The organism is Streptomyces sp. V4I23 (genome assembly GCF_030817975.1).
In the GTDB taxonomy this organism is placed as follows: Bacteria; Actinomycetota; Actinomycetes; order Streptomycetales; family Streptomycetaceae; genus Streptomyces.
Genome location: NZ_JAUSZW010000004.1, coordinates 2,114,863 through 2,133,069 on the forward strand (window position 1 = coordinate 2,114,863; position 18,207 = coordinate 2,133,069).

Here is an 18,207-nt window from a genome sequence, read left to right on the forward strand (position 1 = left end):
TCGTGCGTGTACCGGACACGCGCGAGGCGGCCAGCGGGTCGGCCCGCGGCCGCGGACGCGTCCGGCTCATGGAGTCGCTCCGCGGCACACGCGCGTGCCGAAGGCGACGTCCGCCGGAGGCCCGGCGAGCGGGTCAGTCGCAGCCGCAGCCCGGCGCAGCCGCGGCCGGCAGCGGTTCCGGAGCGCCGATCTTCGGCAGGCCGAGCATGACACCGGCCGGCTTCGCGGCCTCGGCCGCGTTGCGCTTGGCCCACGCGTCGCCCGCGCGGGTGCGGCGCACGGCCGTCACCGCGCCCTCCGCGAGCAGGTGGTGCGGAGCGGCGTAGGTGATCTCCACCGTGACGACGTCACCGGGGCGCACCTCGGTGTCCGGCTTGGTGAAGTGCACGAGGCGGTTGTCGGGGGCGCGGCCGGAGAGCCGGTGCGTGGCGCCGTCCTTGCGGCCCTCGCCCTCGGCCACCATGACCTCGAACGTGCGGCCGACCTGCTTCTTGTTCTCCTCCCAGGAGATCTCCTCCTGGAGGGCGACCAGGCGCATGTAGCGCTCCTGGACGACCTCCTTGGGGATCTGGCCCTCCATGGTCGCCGCGGGTGTGCCGGGGCGCTTGGAGTACTGGAAGGTGAAGGCGTTGGCGAACCGGGCCTCGCGCACGGTGTGCATCGTCTGCTCGAAGTCCTCCTCGGTCTCGCCGGGGAAGCCCACGATGATGTCGGTGGAGATGGCAGCGTGCGGAATGGCGGCGCGCACCTTCTCGATGATCCCGAGGAAGCGCTCCTGCCGGTACGAGCGGCGCATCGCCTTGAGGATCGTGTCCGAGCCCGACTGCAGCGGCATGTGGAGCTGCGGCATCACGTTCGGCGTTTCCGCCATGGCCGCGATGACGTCGTCCGTGAAGTCGCGCGGGTGCGGTGAGGTGAACCGGACGCGCTCCAGGCCCTCGATCGTGCCGCAGGCACGCAGCAGCTTGCTGAACGCCTCGCGGTCACCGATGTCGGAGCCGTAGGCGTTGACGTTCTGGCCGAGCAGGGTGATCTCGGAGACGCCCTCTGCGACGAGTGCCTCGATCTCGGCCAGGATGTCGCCTGGCCTGCGGTCCTTCTCCTTGCCGCGCAGCGCGGGGACGATGCAGAACGTGCAGGTGTTGTTGCAGCCGACCGAGATCGAGACCCAGGCGGCGTACGCGGACTCGCGGCGGGTCGGCAGCGTCGAGGGGAACGCCTCCAGCGACTCGGCGATCTCGACCTGCGCCTCTTCCTGGACGCGGGCGCGCTCGAGCAGCACGGGGAGCTTGCCGATGTTGTGCGTGCCGAAGACGACGTCGACCCATGGCGCCTTCGTGACGATGGTGTCGCGGTCCTTCTGCGCGAGGCAGCCGCCGACGGCGATCTGCATCCCGGGGCGCCTGGCCTTCATCGGCGCGAGGCGGCCGAGATTGCCGTAGAGCTTGTTGTCGGCGTTCTCCCGCACCGCGCAGGTGTTGAAGACGACGACATCGGCATCACCGTCGGCGCCCTCGGGCGCGCGGACGTAACCGGCGTCCTCCAGCAGGCCCGACAGCCGCTCGGAGTCGTGGACGTTCATCTGGCACCCGTAGGTGCGCACCTCGTAAGTTTTCGCACTCATCGCGCCAACCAGGGTACGGGGTCCCCGGGCCGCCCCGCCCCTGCCTTTGACGGCCCCTGACGCACGGCCCCCGTCCGCCGCCGGACCGCCCCGGCACACGGGCGCCGTCCGCACCGGACCGCCTGGGACGCACGGCCCCTGTCCGCACACGGACCGCCCGGGCGTGCGGGACCTGTCCGCGGCGGAGAGGCCTGGCCAGCACGGCCGGTGAGCTGGCAGGATCGCGCCATGTTCCCGGCCGGCCTCCGCATCAGCCGCCGTCGTGCCCTCGCGGGCTCGGCGGCCGCCCTCGTCGCCTTCGGGCTGCTGCTGTGGTGGCTGCTGCCGATCGGGCGGACGTCGCCGAGCGGGGAGCTCACCTTCAGCACGGGGTCGCGCAGCGGCGTCTACCAGCGCTACGGCGTGCTGCTGGAGCAGGCGCTGGCCAAGGACATGCCCGATGTGGAGGTCGACCTGATCACCAGTGAGGGCTCGCAGCAGAACCTCGCGCGCGTGGCGTCAGGCGAGGCGGACTTCACCATCGCCACGGCCGACGCGGTCGCCAAGTACAAGCAAGAGGGTCTGCCCGGCGCCGACAGGCTGCGCGGCTGCGCACGGCTCTACGACGACTACGTGCATCTGATCGTGCCGCAGCAGTCGCCGGTCTCGTCGGTGGGAGACCTGCGGGGCAAGGTGGTGGGCGTCGGCCAGCAGGGGTCGGGTGTCCGGCTCGTCGCCGACCGGTTGATGACCGCGGCGGGTCTCGATCCGGAGCGGGACATCACGCCCGTCCCCGCCGGGATCGACACCATGCCCGGGCGGCTGGAGAACGGCAGCCTCGACGCGTTCTTCTGGTCGGGCGGCCTGCCCACGAACACCATCCAGGAACTGTCCGAGCGGTTCGACGTCCGGCTGGTCCCGCTGGAACCGGAGCTCGTCGACAAGCTGCACGCCACGGGCGACACGACCAGCTACTACCGCTCCGCGGTGATGCCGGCGGACGCGTACATGCAGGCGCAGGGCGGGACGCCCGTGTCCACCGTGGCGGTCGCGAACCTCCTCGTGACCACGGAACGGACCGACGCGGCGATGACGGAGGGCTTCACGCGGACGGTGATCGACAGCCGCGATCACATCGGCAACACGGTGCACCCGGCCCAGCTGGTGGATCTGCGCACGGCGGTCTACACGGCCCCGTTGCCTCTCCACGAGGGCGCCAGGCGCTACTACCGGTCGGCCAAGCCGTAGCCGTCCGGGTGCCGGGAGGCGGGCATCACCGCCGGCCTCAGCCGCCCGGCGGCGTGCGCGGCACCCTCACCGTCACGCTCAGGCCGTGCGGCTCGTGGTGGGCGTAGTCGATCGAGCCGCCGCCCGCCGTCAGCAGCGCGCGGGCGATGGAGAGCCCGAGGCCCGACCCCTTCACGTTCTGGTGGCGGCCACTGCGCCAGAAGCGGTCGCCGATACGGGACAGTTCCTCGTCCGTCAGCCCCGGGCCGCCGTCCGTCACCACGATCGTGGACGCGGCGCCGTTCGACGCGACGTCGACGGCGACCGACTCCCCGCGCGGAGTGAACTTCAGAGCGTTGTCGATCACCGCGTCCAGGGCGCTGGAGAGCGCGACCGGGTCCACCCACGCGGTGACGGGCGCCGTGTCCCCGCCCAGCAGGACTCCCTTCCCCTCCGCGAGCGGCCGCCATGCCGCGACCCGCTCGGCGGCCAGCTCGCCGATGTCGGTCAGCTGGAGGTCGGCGGCGGCGTGCTCGGCCAGCGCCAGGTCCAGGAGATCGTCGAGCACCTGGGCGAGGCGCTTCCCCTCGGTGCGCACCGAGGCGATCTCCTCGTTGCCCTCGGGCAGCTCCAGCGCCAGCAGCTCGATGCGCAGCAGGAGGGCGGCCAGGGGGTTGCGCAGCTGATGGGAGGCGTCGGCGACGAAGGCCCTCTGCTGTTCGAGGACTTCCTCGACGTTGTCGGCCATCTCGTTGAAGGAGCGCGCCAGCCGCCTGAGTTCCGGCGGACCGCCCGCGGCGGCGACCCGCGAGTTCATCCGGCCCGTGGCGATGTCGTGCGTGGCCGCGTCCAGGACGCGTACGGGCCGCAGCACCCAGCCGGTGAGCCGGAACGCGGCGCCCACGGCGAGCAGCATCGCCGCGGACTCACCGGCCGCGATGAGCAGCCAGCCCCGCAGCACGCGTGAACGCAGCTGGCCGGTCGGCGAGTCGGTGAACACGACCGCGACGACGTCCCCGTCCCGGACGACCGGTGAGGCGACGACCAGCCGCTCGCCCCGCTGCCAGGGCCAGACCTGCGGCGGGTCCTGGCTGCGCCGGCCGGTGAGCGCCTCCTCGAAGGCCTCGTGCCCCTCGCCCTCCCCCGGCAGCGTCCAGGTCTGCGGCGCGCGCGCCATGGAGTCCATCTCGCGTTCGAAGACGCCCGCCCGTATGCCGTACGTGTCGTAATAGCGGTCGAGCTGCTCCTGGAGGGTGGAGCGGCGCTCGTCCGTCACCGACGGCCCCTTCGTGACGAACTGGGCCAGCGCCGCGAAGCGCACGGTGTCGTCGATCCGGTCGACGACGACGCGCTGCTGCTGGGCGGCCGCGATGCTCACGGCCAGCGGGAAGCCGAGCGCGAGCAGCACACCGGCCATGAGCACGATGAGCAGCGGAAGCAGTCGGGTACGCACCGGAACGGCCGGCCTTACGCCCCGGCGGGCGCGACGAGCCGGTAGCCGACGCCGCGCACGGTCTCGATCAGCGCCGGCATGCGCAGCTTGGAGCGCAGGGACGCGACGTGCACCTCCAGCGTGCGGCCGGTCCCTTCCCAGCTGGTGCGCCACACCTCGCTGATGATCTGCTCGCGACGGAAGACGACCCCGGGCCGCTGCGCGAGCAGCGCCAGCAGGTCGAACTCCTTGCGCGTGAGCTGGACATCTGAGCCGTCGACGCTGACGCGCCGGGTGGGCAGCTCGATGACGACCGCGCCGAGCCGCAGGGCGTCGTCCGTCGATCCCTGCGAGGCGTCATCGCCCGCTCCGGTGCGCCGGCTGACGGCATGGATACGGGCCAGCAGCTCGCCGGTGTCGTACGGCTTGACCACGTAGTCGTCGGCGCCGAGGTTGAGCCCGTGGATACGGGACCGGACGTCCGAACGCGCGGTCACCATGATCACGGGCGTGGAGGTGAGCTTCCGCAGCTTGCCGCAGACCTGGTAGCCGTCCTGGTCGGGCAGGCCGAGATCGAGGAGCACGACACCGAACGGCGGCTTGTCGGGGTGGCTGTCGGGGAGCACGGCCCGCAGCGCCTCCTCGCCGTTGCGGGCGTGGACGACCTGGAACCCGTGCCGCGCGAGCACCGCGGACAGGGCAGCGGCGACGTGGTCGTCGTCCTCGACGAGCAGCAGCCTCATGGGCCCCCTATGTTCATGCGTCATGGTCGTACGGTCGGCGACGCGGGATCTTGTGGACGTGAGCGTGACAGGGCAATGGCCCGGCACCTAACAGGGCATGAACGCCGATGCCCCCGCACCGAGTCAAGGGGCATCCTGTTACACAGGGGTTTCCGTTACCCACCCGGTACCCTGATCACCGCCCTGTTCACGCAGAGTGTCCGATTGCGGCCGGATCGTTATGCTCAATTTCCCCTCAGATGTAATGACTGTCGTCGCAGTGCGTGATTAGGGTCCTCTGCAACCGAGGAGGACGGAGCAAGAAGCCGATGAGCGGAGTGTCAGTGACCAAGGGCGACGAAGCCGTACCCGCTGCGGGCGACCTGGTCGTACTGAGCGACGTGAACAAGCACTTCGGCGCGCTGCATGTGCTCCAGGACATCGACCTGACGATCACCCGCGGCGAAGTCGTGGTCGTGATCGGACCGTCCGGGTCCGGAAAGTCCACGCTGTGCCGCACCATCAACCGACTGGAGACCATCGACTCCGGCTCGATCACGATCGACGGCAAGCCGCTGCCCCAGGAAGGCAAGGAGCTCGCACGGCTCCGCGCCGACGTGGGCATGGTGTTCCAGTCGTTCAATCTCTTCGCGCACAAGACCGTGCTGGAGAACGTGACGCTCGGCCAGGTCAAGGTGCGCAAGACGGACAAGAAGGCCGCCGAGGAGAAGGCGCGGGCGCTGCTCGACCGGGTGGGGGTCGGCGCGCAGGCCGACAAGTACCCCGCCCAGCTCTCCGGCGGTCAGCAGCAGCGCGTCGCGATCGCACGGGCGCTGGCGATGGGTCCGAAGGTCATGCTCTTCGACGAGCCGACGTCGGCTCTCGACCCCGAGATGATCAACGAGGTTCTCGAGGTCATGCAGCAGCTGGCGCGGGACGGGATGACAATGGTGGTCGTCACCCACGAGATGGGCTTCGCCCGATCCGCCGCCAACCGGGTCGTGTTCATGGCGGACGGCAAGATCGTCGAAGAGGCAACGCCCGAGGAGTTCTTCAGCAACCCGCGCAGCGACCGGGCCAAGGACTTCCTGTCGAAGATCCTTCACCACTGAGTCCTGGATCAGCTGATCCACTACTTCGCGTCAACATAGGGAAGTCACATCATGAAGCTTCGCAAGGTCACCGCCGCTTCGGCCACCGTGCTCGCGCTCGCCCTGTCTGCCACGGCCTGCGGCTCCGACAACGGCAAGGACAGCGGCAGCACCGGCACCTCCGGCGGCGACAAAATCACGGTCGGTATCAAGTACGACCAGCCCGGCCTCGGCCTGAAGACGCCGGACGGCAAGTTCACCGGCTTCGACGTCGACGTCGCGAAGTACGTCGCCAAGGAGCTCGGCTACGACGAGAAGGACATCGAGTTCAAGGAGACGAAGAGCGCCGACCGCGAGACCGCGCTGGCCCGCGGCGACGTGGACTTCATCGCCGCCACGTACTCGATCACCGACGAGCGCAAGCAGAAGGTCGACTTCGCCGGCCCGTACCTGCTCGCCCACCAGGACCTGCTGATCCGCGCCGACGACAACATCAGCAAGGGTGACGACCTCAACGGCAAGAAGCTCTGCTCGGTCACCGGCTCCACCTCCGCGCAGAACGTGAAGAAGGACTTCGCGCCGAAGGCCCAGCTGAAGCAGTACGGCACCTACTCCCAGTGCCTCGGCGCCCTCCAGAGCGGCGCCGTCGACGCGCTCACCACCGACGACTCGATCCTCGCCGGCTACGCCTCCCAGGACCAGTACAAGGGCAAGTTCAAGATCGCCGGCCTCAAGCTGAGCAACGAGAACTACGGCATCGGCGTCAAGAAGGGCGACGCCGAAATGGTCAAGAAGATCAACGCCGCCCTCGAGAAGATGGTCCAGGACAAGTCCTGGGACGCGGCCGTGACGGCCAACTTCGGCCCGGCCAACTACCAGAACGAGCCCGCCCCGAAGATCGGCAACATCGTTAAGTGAAGCAGGGCTGACGAGGCGCGCCGCCGCTGACGGCGGCGCGCCGCGCCCTCCTACACGCGGAAGCGCGGGAGATCGTGTTCGACTTTCTTGAAGGTTACGACTTGCTCGGGGCGTTCTGGATGACGGTGAAACTCACCGTCATCTCCGGAATCGGCTCCCTGGTGCTCGGCACCGTCCTCGCCGCGATGCGAGTGAGCCCGGTGCCTCTGATGCGCGCGTTCGGCACCGTCTATGTGAACGTGGTCCGGAACATCCCCCTGACGGTGATCATCGTCTTCTCCTCGGTCGGTCTCGCCGACACCCTCGGCATGACCCTGGGGGTTCCCGACGACTTCGAGGCTCTGCCGTTCCGGCTGGCTGTCCTCGGGCTCTCGGTCTACACCGCGGCCTTCGTCTGCGAAGCCGTGCGGTCCGGCATCAACACCGTGCCGGTCGGACAGGCGGAGGCGGCACGCGCTCTCGGTCTGAGCTTCACCCAGGTCCTGACGACCATCGTGCTCCCGCAGGCCTTCCGCTCGGTCATTGGTCCACTCACGAACGTGCTGATCGCGCTCACCAAGAACACCACCGTCGCAGCGGCCATCGGCGTCGCGGAGGCGGCTCTCCTGATGAAGGAGATGATCGAGAACGAGGCACAGCTGGTCCTCATCTCGGCGGTCTTCGCCTTCGGCTTCGTGGTTCTCACCCTTCCCACCGGACTCATCCTCGGCTGGGTCGGCAAGCGCATGGCGGTGAAGCGATGACGTCCGTCCTCTACGACGCTCCGGGCCCCCGGGCCAAGCGCCGCAACATCGTCTACACGGTCGCCTTCCTCGCCGCGCTCGTGCTGGGCATCTGGTGGGTCCTGAGCGTCCTGGGCGACAACGGGCAGCTCGAGTCGTCCCTGTGGAAGCCGTTCACCGAGGCTCAGGCCTGGACGACCTATCTCCTGCCCGGCCTCGGCAATACGCTGAAGGCAGCAGCCCTCGCCATGGTCATCGCGCTTCCGCTGGGTGCGGTCTTCGGCATCGCCCGGCTCTCCGACCACCGCTGGGTCCGCATCCCCGCCGGGGTCGTCGTGGAGTTCTTCCGCGCCATCCCGGTCCTCCTCCTGATGCTGTTCGCGAACCAGCTCTACGCGAACTCCGACGCCATCAGCAGCGACATCCGCCCCCTGTACGCCGTGGTCACCGGCCTCGTGCTGTACAACGCGTCGGTCCTCGCAGAGGTCGTCCGCGCAGGCATCCTGTCGCTGCCCAAGGGCCAGACGGAGGCTGCCAAGGCGATCGGCCTGCGCAAGGGCCAGACGATGACGAGCGTCCTGCTCCCCCAGTCCGTCACCGCGATGCTGCCCGCACTGGTCTCCCAGCTCGTCGTGATCGTCAAGGACACCGCGCTCGGCGGCGCACTGCTGGCCTTCACCGAGCTGCTCAGCGCTCAGGGCACGCTGGCCGCGAACTACGCGAACACCATCCCGAGCTTCATCGTCGTCGCGGTGATCTTCATCCTCCTCAACCTCCTGCTCACGAGCTTCGCCTCCTGGCTGGAGGGCAGGCTGCGACGGGCCAAGAAGAGCACGGGCGCGGTCCTGACCGCACCCGGCGGCGCGGAGGAGCCCGTCGGGGAGCCCGGAGTCGCCAAGACCGACAACGGGCGGGCCGTCTGACGGTTCATCGGATGTCCGACCGCTGAAGGGCGGTGGCCATATGGCCGCCGCCCCTCGCCGCACCCCGGTGTCGCTTGACGCAGGCAGCGGCAGTGAGTTGCATACGTTCTGTGATCGCGCACCGGGCTCCCTCCGCACTTCTTCGCACGACCCTTCGCGCCCGAGGAGTCACCTCGTGGACCCGGTGATCGTGGTCGGGGCGGGCCCGGTCGGCCTGGCCCTGTCCCTGGCCCTCGCGTCCCAGGGCGTCCCCTCCGTCGTGCTCGACGAGAGCAACGGAAAGGACGAGCCGCGCCCCGCCCGCACCGTCGTCCTGCGCGCGGACACGGCCGCCCTGGTGGAACGGCTCGGCTGCGGCACCCTGCGTGACGACGGCGTCCGTTGGACGGGCTGGCGGTCGATGCGGCGCAGGCAGGAGGTGCGGCACCTGCCTCTCGGCGACGGCCTCACGCCCGCTCCGCTGCATATCCCGCAGCACGCGCTCACCCGCGGCCTGCGGGACGCGGTCACCGAGCAGCGCCTCGTACGGCTCGTCACCGACAGCCGCCTCGACTCGCTGGAGCAGGACGGCGGCGGCGTCACCGCGCACAGCCGCGGCCCCTCGGGCACCTGGTGGCGGGGCAGCCATCTCGTCGGCTGCGACGGCGCCAGGTCGACGGTCCGCAAGCTCCTCGGCATCCGCTTCCCCGGCCGTACGGCGGTGGAACGCCATGCGGTGGCCGCCCTGCGCACCGAACTCCCGTGGTCCGGCGAGGCGTTGCTGCACCGCCGTCCGCCGTGGTCGTCGGGGGGCGACGAGGTCGTCGCGCGCCCCCTGCCGGACGGCGTGTGGCGCCTGGACTGGCTGCTGCCGCCGCGCGGCGAACTGGTCACCCCGGAGGCGCTGGTGGCCCGGGTGCGGGACACCCTGGCGGGCTGGTGCGGCAACACCCCGCCGTACGAGCTGATCGACACCGGCGTCTACACCCTTCACCACCGGCTGGCCCGCCGCTGGCGCGTCGACCGGGCCTTCCTCGCCGGCGATGCCGCGCATCTGCTCGGTGCCCTCGGCACGCAGGGGGTCGACGAGGGGCTGCGGGACATCGGCAACCTGGCCTGGAAGCTGGCGCAGGCCTGGCACCACGGGGCCTCCGACACCCTGTTGGACAGCTACCAGGACGAGCGCCGCACCGCCGTCGCCGCACGGCTTCGCGCCGCCGACCAGTCGCTGCCGATACTGCGCAGCGGCAGCGGTCTGCGGACCTACCTGCCCGGAGCGGCGCGTGGCCACGACACGATGCTCACCGACGGCCACCTCGGTCAGGGCGCGCTCGGCGCGCCCCCCGTCTACGGCCACTCGGTGCTCACGCCCGAGCCGGTGGCCCCGTCGGCCGCGGTCGCCACCGAGGCGGGTGCCCCCGTCGAGGACGTGCGGGTGACGGCTCCTGACGGCATGGCCGCACGTCTGTGGGACCGGCTGGGGCGAGGCCGCCTCCTCGTCGTCCTCGTCGCGCCGGGCACCGGCGTGTGGGACCGGCGGCACTGGGTGAGCGCCGGAGTGATGCCGAGGCTGGCGAAGGCCGTCGCCGGGCTTCCGGTCCCGGCGGAGTTGCTGGTGACGGAGAGCTATCCGGGCGCGGCGGCGCACACGGTGCTGCTCGTCCGGCCGGACGGGCATCTGGCGGCCGCGTTCGCCGGTGTACGGCCCGCCGAGCTGTACGCGGCGGCGGACACGGTCCGCGGCGGCGCACCGTCCACGGCTCGCACCGGCCGCACTGCGGACATCAATTGACCCTCGCGGGTGCACATGGTGTACTCCGGAGCGTGACCGACACCGATGTGCGCCTGTGGCGGAGGGTCCATATGGACCTCGTCCGCTACGCGGGCTGCGTGTGTCGCCCGTCCTGCTGAATCGCCTTCCCCGCGCCGTGGCCTGCTGTGCCCGCGCGCTCTCCAGCGAACTTCCAGGACGGTATCCGTGTCCCACCCTGTTCCCGCATCCACTGTCACCTCGTCTCCGCGCCCGGCCGACGCCCTCGAGCCGGGCGGGCCGACCGCCGCCGAGCTGCTCGACTTCGTACAGCGCGCCGCCGCCGACAAGGAACTGATCGCCTCCCTTCCGCGCGACCCCGAGGGCCGCACCTGGCTGCGGCTGGACGGTCCGCGCGGGAGTGAGGCCTGGTTGATCGGCTGGCCGCCCGGCACCGGTACCGGCTGGCACGACCACGCCGAGTCCGTGGGTGCGTTCGCCACCGCCGAGGGGCAGCTGACGGAGCACTCCCTGGCCGTCCGGCTTCCGGCGAGCGGCTGGAAGACCCTCGAACTGAACGACGGCGTGGACCGCGTGCGCCACCTGGGGGCGGGCCGGGCACGCGCCTTCGGACAGCACCACGTGCACGAAGTGCTCAACGAGTCGTCCACCCTCCACGCCGTCTCCGTGCACGCGTACTATCCGCCGCTCCCGCTGATGCGGCGTTTCAGCCGGTCGGGCGCGGTGCTGCGGCTGGAGCAGGTCGAGCGTCCGGAGGACTGGCAGTGAGTGAACACCCTGGCATCGACGAGCTGTTGGAGCGCATACGGGAAGGGCTGGTGCGCGTCGGGCCGCGGGAGGCGTACGAGGCGGCCGAGCACGGAGCGCTCCTCGTGGACATCCGCTACCAGGCGCTGCGCGAGCGGGACGGGCTGATCCCCGGCGCGCTGGTCGTGGAACGCAACGAGCTGGAGTGGCGGCTCGACCCGCAGGGCAGCCACCGCGCGCCGGAGGCGACGGGGCACGACCTGCGGATTGTGGTGATCTGCAACGAGGGCTACGCGTCCTCCCTCGCCGCGGCCTCACTGCACCAGCTCGGCCTGCACCGCGCCACGGACCTGATCGGAGGCTTCCAGGCGTGGCGTGCGGCCGGCCTGCCGGTCACGACGTAGGTCCGGACGCCGCCGGCTAGAACGCCGCCTCGTCCAGGTCCTCGGTGTCCTCGCCCTCCTCCTCGAGGGCGCGCTTGACCACCCTGAGCGCCATGCCCTCGGGATATCCCTTGCGGGCGAGCATCCCGGCGAGGCGCCGGAGGCGGCGGTCGCGGTCGAGGCCACGGGTGGCGCGCAGTTTGCGCTCGACCAGCTCCCGTGCCGTCGCCTCCTCCTGGTCCGCGTCGAGCCGGTCCACCGCCTCCTCGATCAGCGTGGCGTCGACGCCCTTGGTCCGCAGCTCACGGGCCAGCGCCCGGCGGGCGAGGCCACGGCCGTGGTGCCGCGACTCCACCCAGGCGCCGGCGAAGGCGGCGTCGTCGATCAGCCCCACGTCCTCAAAACGCGAGAGGACCTCCTCGGCCACCTCCGCGGGAATCTCCCGCTTGTGCAGCGCGTCCGCCAGCTGCTTGCGGGTGCGGGGCGTCCCGGTGAGCAGGCGCAGGCAGATCGCCCGCGCCCGCTCCCCCGGATCCTGGGGCGGCAGCGCCTGCTCGGCCCTCGACGAGTCGGCGCTGTCGCCCGGCCATTCGGTACGCCGGGCCATGGATCAGCCCTTGGCCGCCGCCGTCTTGGCCGACTTCGCCTTGGAAGCCGGTGCGGGGACCGACTTCGCCGCGTCCTCGGGCGTCGCCGCGCCTGCCGCGTCGGCGCCGGGCTCGGCCTCCGGCGCCTCTGGGCGGACACCGACGCCCAGCTTTTCCTTGATCTTCTTCTCGATCTCGTTGGCGAGGTCGGGGTTGTCCTTCAGGAAGTTGCGCGCGTTCTCCTTGCCCTGTCCGAGCTGGTCGCCCTCGTACGTGTACCAGGCGCCCGCCTTGCGGACGAAGCCGTGCTCCACGCCCATGTCGATCAGGCCGCCCTCGCGGCTGATGCCCTGGCCGTAGAGGATGTCGAACTCGGCCTGCTTGAAGGGCGGCGCGACCTTGTTCTTGACGACCTTGCAGCGGGTGCGGTTGCCGACGGCCTCGGTGCCGTCCTTGAGCGTCTCGATACGGCGGATGTCGATACGCACCGACGCGTAGAACTTGAGCGCGCGGCCACCGGTCGTGGTCTCCGGCGAGCCGAACATGACGCCGATCTTCTCGCGGAGCTGGTTGATGAAGATGGCCGTCGTCTTGGACTGGTTGAGCGCGCTGGTGATCTTCCGGAGCGCCTGGCTCATCAGACGCGCCTGCAGACCGACGTGCGAGTCGCCCATCTCGCCCTCGATCTCCGCCCGGGGCACCAGGGCGGCCACCGAGTCAATGACGATCAGGTCGAGCGCGCCGGAGCGCACGAGCATGTCGACGATCTCCAGCGCCTGCTCGCCGTTGTCCGGCTGGGACAGGATCAGGTTGTCGATGTCGACGCCGAGCTTCTTCGCGTACTCCGGGTCGAGGGCGTGCTCCGCGTCCACGAAGGCCACGGTGCCGCCGGCCTTCTGGGCGTTGGCCACCGCGTGGAGGGTCAGGGTCGTCTTACCGGAGGACTCGGGGCCGTAGACCTCCACCACACGGCCGCGGGGAAGGCCGCCGACGCCGAGGGCGACGTCGAGCGCGGTCGACCCGGTGGGGATGACCTCGATGGGCTCGTTCGGCCGCTCGCCCAGACGCATCACGGCGCCCTTGCCGAATTGCCGTTCAATCTGTGCGAGCGCGGCGTCGAGCGCCTTCTCGCGGTCGGTTCCTGCCATGGGTTCCACCCGATTTGCTTGAGTCGATCGCTTCACGTCAAAGACGCTAACCCCTGCCACTGACAATGGGCCCCGCCGTCCCTCCAGCCTGTGGATAACTCACGGGATTCCGCCGAGATCCGGGCCGGAACCCCATGAGAATGGATGTTCGATTTTGGTGTCAAGCGCACCACGCCGGTCGGCGCGACCCGCCCGGCGGCACAGCTCCAGGGTCCTCCGGTCATCCGGCGTGGCCAAGGACGCCGGTGGAAGAGGCCGTGCCACGGCCGGGCCGGTACCGGCGGGGCCGTCCGGCCGACGGCCCCGCGGCAGGTCACGCCTCCGGCGAGCTTCCCGGGCCGGACGCATCCGTGTCCCGTGCCCCCGGGCCGCGCCGCAGCGCGCCCCGGATCTGGGCGAGTGCCCGGCTCGCGCGTGGCCGGTGGTGTCCGTGCACACGCGGGTCGTCGGTCACGTCGTACCGCCGCACGTAGGCACCGAGGAACGCCTGGAGCGTCGCGATCGCAGGGATCGCGATCAGCGCGCCGACCGCCCCCAGCAGCGCCGTCCCCGCCACCACCGAACCGAAGGCGACCGCCGGATGGATGTCCACCGTCTTGGCCGTCAGCTTGGGCTGCAGCACGTAGTTCTCGAACTGCTGGTACACCACGACGAAGCCGAGCACCCACAGGGCGTACCAGGGGTTCTCGGTGAACGCGATCAGCATCGGCAGCGCGCCCGCGAGGTAGGTGCCGATGGTCGGGATGAACTGCGAGACGAGGCCGACCCACACTGCGAGCGCGGGAGCGTACGGCACCCCCAGGATCTCCAGGAGGACGAAGTGGGCGGCGCCGGAGATCAGCGCCATCAGTCCGCGCGAGTAGAGGTAACCGCCGGTCTTGTCGACCGCGATCTCCCAGGCGCGCAGCACCTCGGCCTGCTTGGCCGGCGGCAGGACCGAGCACAGCGCGCGGCGCAGCCGCGGTCCGTCGGCCGCGAAGTAGAACGAGAACAGGAAGATCGTCAGCAGCTTGAACAGCCCGCCCAGCACGGTCGCCGAGACGTCGAGCACTCCGCTGGCGCTGTTCTGCACGTATTTCCGCAGCCAGTCTGAGCGCAGCAGACTGTCCTGCACCTCGACCCGGGACAGCTCGGTGTGGAAGATGCCGTTGATCCAGCGGATGACGGAGTCGAGGTACTTGGGGAAGTCCTCGACCATGTCGATGATCTGCCCGGCCAGCATCGAGCCGAGCAGAACGACGAAACCGACTCCCACCACCAGCACCGCGATGAAGACCAGGAACGTGGCGAGCCCGCGGCGCATACCGCGCGCGGCCATGCGTCCCACGGCCGGCTCCACGGCGAGCGCCAGGAAGAACGCGATCAGGATGTTGATCAGCAGCCCGATGAGCTGGTGGAAGGCCCAGCTGCCGAGCTGGAAGCAGGCGTAGAGCGCGAGCGCCAGCACCATGGCGCGGGGCAGCCAGCGCGGCATGCGGACGGGACCGCCGTTCCCGCCGGCCGCGGTCGGCGGGGGCGTGCCCGGCGGTGTGGCGGCGGCGGTGGTGTCCCGCGCGGTCGCGTCCGCGGCGGTCTCGTTCTGGGGCTTCCTGTCGGTCCGGTCCACCAAACAAGTGTCCCGTACGCCCGTGACAGGGGGTGGTCCGCCCGGTGTCTCAGCGCTTGTCGGCGGGGATGTCCATCGCGGCGCAGACCCCGCGCCACACGTCCTTCGCCTCCCAGCCCGCGGCCAGCGCCTCATGGACCGTGCGGCCGCCGAGTTCGGCCATCACATGATCGCGTGCGAAGGAGTCGGCGTAGGCCGCGCCGAAGTGGTCGGCCATCCGCTCCCAGAAAATCGTCAACCGCATGCCCCCAGTATCCCGCCCCTGAGAGTGCAGCCCCGCCCGTCGGGCTTGCCTGAAGCCCTTTCCGCCCTACCGTCGGAACATGGCTGGAACCGGAGCAACCCATGAGGCCCCTCTCGCGTCTCCTCTCGCCCGCGCCGAGCACTTCATCTGGCTGACCGCCCGTGTCCTCGAACAGCGGCGGTTCGCGTACCACTTCCTCGGCGGCGGCTCGGACGCCGTCGAGACGGCTCTCGCCGCGTACCTCAACGAGGACGGCGGCTACGGCCACGCGCTCGAACCCGATCTGCGCGGCCCTGTCAGCCAGCCCCTGCACACGGCGCACGCCCTTCGGGTGCTGGACTCCATCGGCCGCTGCGGCGGTCTGCGCGTGGAGCGGATCTGCCGCTACTTCACGCAGGTCTCGACATCGGACGGCGCGCTGCCTGCCATCCACCCGTCCCAGCGCGGATATCCGGCCGCGCCGTTCCTCCCGATCGTCGACGACCCGCCGAGCGAACTGCTGGCGACCGGCCCGGTCGTGGGCCTGCTGCACCGCAATCAGGTGTGGCACGCCTGGCTGTTCCGGGCCACGGACTTCTGCTGGGCGGCCGTCGACGCCCTGGACAAGTCCCATCCGTACGAGATCGAGGCGGCGGTCGCCTTCCTGGACAGCGCCCCGGACCGCTCGCGCGCCGAGGCCGCCGCCGACCGGCTCGGCCGGATGGTCCGCGAACAGCGACTGGTCGCCCTCGATCCCCGCCGGCTCGACGACCAGCCGGTGGCGCCGGGCTACGCGCCCGGCGAGCACCACTTCCCGCACCACTACGCGCCCACGCCGGCCTCCCTGGCCCGCCGCTGGTTCACGGACGAGGAGATGGCCCTCTCGCTGGAGCACCTGGCGGCGCAGCAGGAGCCGGACGGCGGATGGCCGATCACCTACCGCGCGTGGGCGCCTGGGACGGCGCTGGAGGCCCGGCCGCTGGCGACCGTCGAGGCGTTGCGCACCCTCCAGGCGTACAGCCGTCCCATCGGATGATCCACCGGCCGGGCCCCGGCGCGCACGCGCGGATGACGACGACGGCCACGCGCGCGTGGCCGCTCAGCCCCCGAGCGCCCGTGCGCCCGCCGTGACCGCCACGGCCGCTCCGACGACGACCAGGAAGGGGGCACGCAGTACGAGGGCGACGGCTGCGGCGCCGAGGCCGGCCGCCCGTGCGTCGAGCACGAGGGTGTCCCCGACACTGAAGGTCTGCTGTGCGGTGAGTGCGGCCAGCAGGGCTACGGGCAGCAGCGCGGCCAGCCGCTGCACGAGCGGACGTTCCAGGGCGTCGGCGGGCACCAGCAGGCCGACGAGTTTGACGAGGTAGCAGCCGACGGCGGTCGCCGCGATCGCGATCCAGACGCTCAACGGTCCTCTCCCTTCCCACGGGCCGTACGCGCCGTCCCGTCGGTCTTTCCTCCGTCGTGTCCGCGGCCGGCGACCCGGTCCGCCCGACCGATCGCACGGCCCTTGAGCCACAGCACGGCGGGCGCGGCCAGCGCCGCCACCAGCACCGGCACTCCGGCGGGCAGGACAGGCAGGAATCCGAGTCCGAGCACGACCGCGAGCCCGGCCACCGCGCGCTCGGTGGCCGTGCGCAGCATGGGTGCGAGCAGGGCGAGGAAGACGGCGGGCCCGGCCGCGTCCAGTCCCCACGCGTCGGTGTCGCCGATGGCCTCGGCGCCCAGCGCCCCGAGAAGCGTGGTCAGGTTCCACAGCACGTAGAGGGTGAGCCCGGTGACCGTGAAGCCGATGCGCACACTGCGCCGTGTGGGCTGTGCGAGGGCGACGGCGGTGGTCTCGTCGATGACCCAGTGGGCCGCCAGCGGCCGCAGGAAGCTGGGCAGGGCGAGCAGCTGCGACAGCCTCAGCCCGTAGAAGGCGTTGCGCACGCCGAGGAAGAACGCGCCCGCGGCGGCGGCGAACGGGTTGCCGCCCGCTGCGATGGCGCCGACGAGCGCGAACTGCGAGGCGCCGGTGAACACCAGCAGACTGAGCGCGCAGGTCTGCAGAAGAGTGAGACCGGATCCCGCCGACGTCACGCCGAAGGCGAATCCGGACAGGCCGACGGCGATCCCGACGCCGAGTGCGTCCCGGACGACGGCCGAGTCCGGTTTGGTCACTCCCTGCGGCCCGGATCCCGGTGCCGCGGTCGCGGATATCTCTGGGTGAGCTGTCTGTTCTGCCACGTCAGGGACGTTACGCAAGCCTTCGGTGAGGCGTCTTGTACGTTCTTGCGCGTTCGCGCCGGTAGGCCCCGGGAGGCACGCCCACGATCCGGGTGAAGTGACGGTTGAGATGCGGCTGGTCGGTGAAGCCGACGGCGACGGCCGCCTCGGCCGGCGCCGTCCCGGCGTCCAGCAGGCGGCGGGCGCGGCGCACGCGCGCGTCCGTCAGCCAGGTGTGCGGCGGCAGCCCGTACGCGGACTTGAACGCGCGCAGGAGCGCGAAGGGACTGGTGCCGAGTTCCTGCGCGAGCTCCTCCAAGGACGGCGGCTCGGCCATCCGCTCCTCCAGGAGCTGTCGGGCGAGCTCCGCGGTGCGGGCCCCGGAGGCGAGCGGCGCGCGAGCGGGCAGCGCCCGGCCGTGGCGCCGCAGCAGCCGCGCGACCGCGATGCGCAGCACGCTGTCGGCCGCGAGCGCGTTGCCCTGTTCGGCGGCGCAGTGCACCTCGTGCACCAGGCGGGCGGTGTCCGGGTCCTCGACGATCGTCTCCGCGAAGCCGGCCGTGCCGCGCAGGGTGGTCACCTCCTCGGCGATCGTCGCGACCAGCTCGGACGACGGGTAGAGGGTCGAGTACACCCAGCCCTCGGGGACCCCCGCCTTCGCCGAGTGCGGCACCTCAGGGTTGATCATCACCACGGTGCCCGGCCTGGCACTGACCGTGCCGTCCGGCATGAGCACGTCCTCGATGCCGCGGCGAACGGCGCCGAGGACGAAGCCCTGGTGCGTGTGCCGGGTGAAGGAGTGACGCACATAGCGGGCCTGGAGCAGGTCCAGACCCGGTACGCCGGGGTACTGCCAGTGCCGCGCCCACTCGTCCTTCCGGTCCGGTGCCGCGTCGCTCTCCATACGGCAATTCTGC

General features: G+C 71.0%; 20 protein-coding genes. 10 read left to right on the forward strand and 10 right to left on the reverse strand.

Features of this window, described 5'->3' with window-relative positions; all coding sequences use genetic code 11:
* Positions 1–133 precede the first annotated feature (133 nt).
* Positions 134–1,624 carry a tRNA (N6-isopentenyl adenosine(37)-C2)-methylthiotransferase MiaB gene (gene miaB / locus QFZ82_RS11685; protein ID WP_307713114.1) on the reverse strand — a complete coding sequence of 497 codons (1,491 nt, stop codon included), beginning with the start codon at positions 1,622–1,624 and terminating at the stop codon, positions 134–136.
* Between the two features lie 228 nt (positions 1,625–1,852).
* Between miaB and QFZ82_RS11690 the strand changes: the two genes are divergently transcribed.
* A complete protein-coding gene (locus QFZ82_RS11690; RefSeq protein ID WP_307713115.1) occupies positions 1,853–2,851 on the forward strand; it encodes a TAXI family TRAP transporter solute-binding subunit in 999 nt (332 codons plus the stop codon).
* A 37-nt stretch (positions 2,852–2,888) separates the two neighbouring features.
* On the opposite strand, the gene QFZ82_RS11695 is transcribed toward QFZ82_RS11690, so the two are convergent.
* Both QFZ82_RS11695 and QFZ82_RS11700 read right to left on the reverse strand, forming a co-directional pair.
* Positions 2,889–4,283, reverse strand: a complete 1,395-nt coding sequence (locus tag QFZ82_RS11695; protein WP_307713116.1) for a HAMP domain-containing sensor histidine kinase — start codon at positions 4,281–4,283, stop codon at positions 2,889–2,891.
* A gap of 14 nt (positions 4,284–4,297) precedes the next feature.
* Positions 4,298–5,005: a response regulator transcription factor gene (locus tag QFZ82_RS11700; protein WP_307717695.1), complete on the reverse strand. Its 708-nt coding sequence runs from the start codon at positions 5,003–5,005 to the stop codon at positions 4,298–4,300.
* A gap of 308 nt (positions 5,006–5,313) precedes the next feature.
* On the opposite strand from QFZ82_RS11700, the gene QFZ82_RS11705 reads away from it, so the two are divergent.
* The 8 genes from QFZ82_RS11705 to QFZ82_RS11735 all read left to right on the forward strand — a co-directional run bounded on the left by QFZ82_RS11705 (position 5,314) and on the right by QFZ82_RS11735 (position 11,539).
* Positions 5,314–6,096, forward strand: a complete 783-nt coding sequence (locus tag QFZ82_RS11705; RefSeq protein ID WP_307711226.1) for an amino acid ABC transporter ATP-binding protein — start codon at positions 5,314–5,316, stop codon at positions 6,094–6,096.
* A gap of 51 nt (positions 6,097–6,147) precedes the next feature.
* Positions 6,148–6,993 carry a glutamate ABC transporter substrate-binding protein gene (locus tag QFZ82_RS11710; RefSeq protein WP_307711227.1) on the forward strand — a complete coding sequence of 282 codons (846 nt, stop codon included), beginning with the start codon at positions 6,148–6,150 and terminating at the stop codon, positions 6,991–6,993.
* A gap of 74 nt (positions 6,994–7,067) precedes the next feature.
* A complete protein-coding gene (locus tag QFZ82_RS11715) occupies positions 7,068–7,736 on the forward strand; it encodes an amino acid ABC transporter permease (RefSeq protein WP_307711228.1) in 669 nt (222 codons plus the stop codon).
* Positions 7,733–8,638: an amino acid ABC transporter permease gene (locus QFZ82_RS11720; protein ID WP_307711229.1), complete on the forward strand. Its 906-nt coding sequence runs from the start codon at positions 7,733–7,735 to the stop codon at positions 8,636–8,638. Before QFZ82_RS11715 ends, QFZ82_RS11720 begins: the two co-directional genes overlap by 4 nt.
* Before the next feature lie 175 nt (positions 8,639–8,813).
* Complete coding sequence (locus QFZ82_RS11725; protein ID WP_307713117.1) at positions 8,814–10,409, forward strand: FAD-dependent monooxygenase; 1,596 nt, start codon at positions 8,814–8,816, stop codon at positions 10,407–10,409.
* A gap of 47 nt (positions 10,410–10,456) precedes the next feature.
* A complete protein-coding gene (locus QFZ82_RS39755) occupies positions 10,457–10,528 on the forward strand; it encodes a putative leader peptide (protein ID WP_309544753.1) in 72 nt (23 codons plus the stop codon).
* Positions 10,529–10,595: 67 nt separating this feature from the next.
* Positions 10,596–11,156 carry a cysteine dioxygenase gene (locus QFZ82_RS11730; RefSeq protein ID WP_307713118.1) on the forward strand — a complete coding sequence of 187 codons (561 nt, stop codon included), beginning with the start codon at positions 10,596–10,598 and terminating at the stop codon, positions 11,154–11,156.
* Positions 11,153–11,539, forward strand: coding sequence for a rhodanese-like domain-containing protein (locus QFZ82_RS11735; protein ID WP_307713119.1), 387 nt, complete (start codon positions 11,153–11,155; stop codon positions 11,537–11,539). The genes QFZ82_RS11730 and QFZ82_RS11735 overlap by 4 nt, the downstream gene beginning before the upstream one ends.
* Positions 11,540–11,555: 16 nt before the next feature.
* On the opposite strand, the gene recX is transcribed toward QFZ82_RS11735, so the two are convergent.
* From recX to QFZ82_RS11755, 4 genes are all read right to left on the reverse strand, one after another.
* Positions 11,556–12,125: a recombination regulator RecX gene (gene recX, locus QFZ82_RS11740; RefSeq protein ID WP_307713120.1), complete on the reverse strand. Its 570-nt coding sequence runs from the start codon at positions 12,123–12,125 to the stop codon at positions 11,556–11,558.
* 3 nt (positions 12,126–12,128) lie between these two features.
* Positions 12,129–13,253, reverse strand: coding sequence for a recombinase RecA (gene recA / locus QFZ82_RS11745; RefSeq protein WP_307713121.1), 1,125 nt, complete (start codon positions 13,251–13,253; stop codon positions 12,129–12,131).
* 313 nt (positions 13,254–13,566) lie between these two features.
* Positions 13,567–14,727, reverse strand: coding sequence for an AI-2E family transporter (locus QFZ82_RS11750; RefSeq protein ID WP_307717696.1), 1,161 nt, complete (start codon positions 14,725–14,727; stop codon positions 13,567–13,569).
* A 181-nt stretch (positions 14,728–14,908) separates the two neighbouring features.
* Positions 14,909–15,103: a DUF3046 domain-containing protein gene (locus QFZ82_RS11755; protein ID WP_177151701.1), complete on the reverse strand. Its 195-nt coding sequence runs from the start codon at positions 15,101–15,103 to the stop codon at positions 14,909–14,911.
* Positions 15,104–15,182: 79 nt separating this feature from the next.
* Between QFZ82_RS11755 and QFZ82_RS11760 the strand changes: the two genes are divergently transcribed.
* The gene (locus QFZ82_RS11760) at positions 15,183–16,118 is read left to right on the forward strand and encodes a hypothetical protein (RefSeq protein ID WP_307713122.1); all 936 of its coding nucleotides are present in this window, start codon (positions 15,183–15,185) and stop codon (positions 16,116–16,118) included.
* Positions 16,119–16,181: 63 nt separating this feature from the next.
* Here the strand turns inward: QFZ82_RS11760 and QFZ82_RS11765 are convergent, their stop codons facing one another.
* From QFZ82_RS11765 to QFZ82_RS11775, 3 genes are read right to left on the reverse strand one after another with little or no spacing between them, the layout of a single operon-like run.
* Complete coding sequence (locus QFZ82_RS11765) at positions 16,182–16,490, reverse strand: AzlD domain-containing protein (protein ID WP_307713123.1); 309 nt, start codon at positions 16,488–16,490, stop codon at positions 16,182–16,184.
* Positions 16,487–17,311 carry an AzlC family ABC transporter permease gene (locus tag QFZ82_RS11770; RefSeq protein ID WP_307713124.1) on the reverse strand — a complete coding sequence of 275 codons (825 nt, stop codon included), beginning with the start codon at positions 17,309–17,311 and terminating at the stop codon, positions 16,487–16,489. The genes QFZ82_RS11765 and QFZ82_RS11770 overlap by 4 nt, the downstream gene beginning before the upstream one ends.
* A gap of 10 nt (positions 17,312–17,321) precedes the next feature.
* On the reverse strand, positions 17,322–18,194 hold the full coding sequence (locus tag QFZ82_RS11775; protein WP_307713125.1) for an AraC family transcriptional regulator: 873 nt from the start codon (positions 18,192–18,194) through the stop codon (positions 17,322–17,324).
* Positions 18,195–18,207 lie beyond the last annotated feature (13 nt).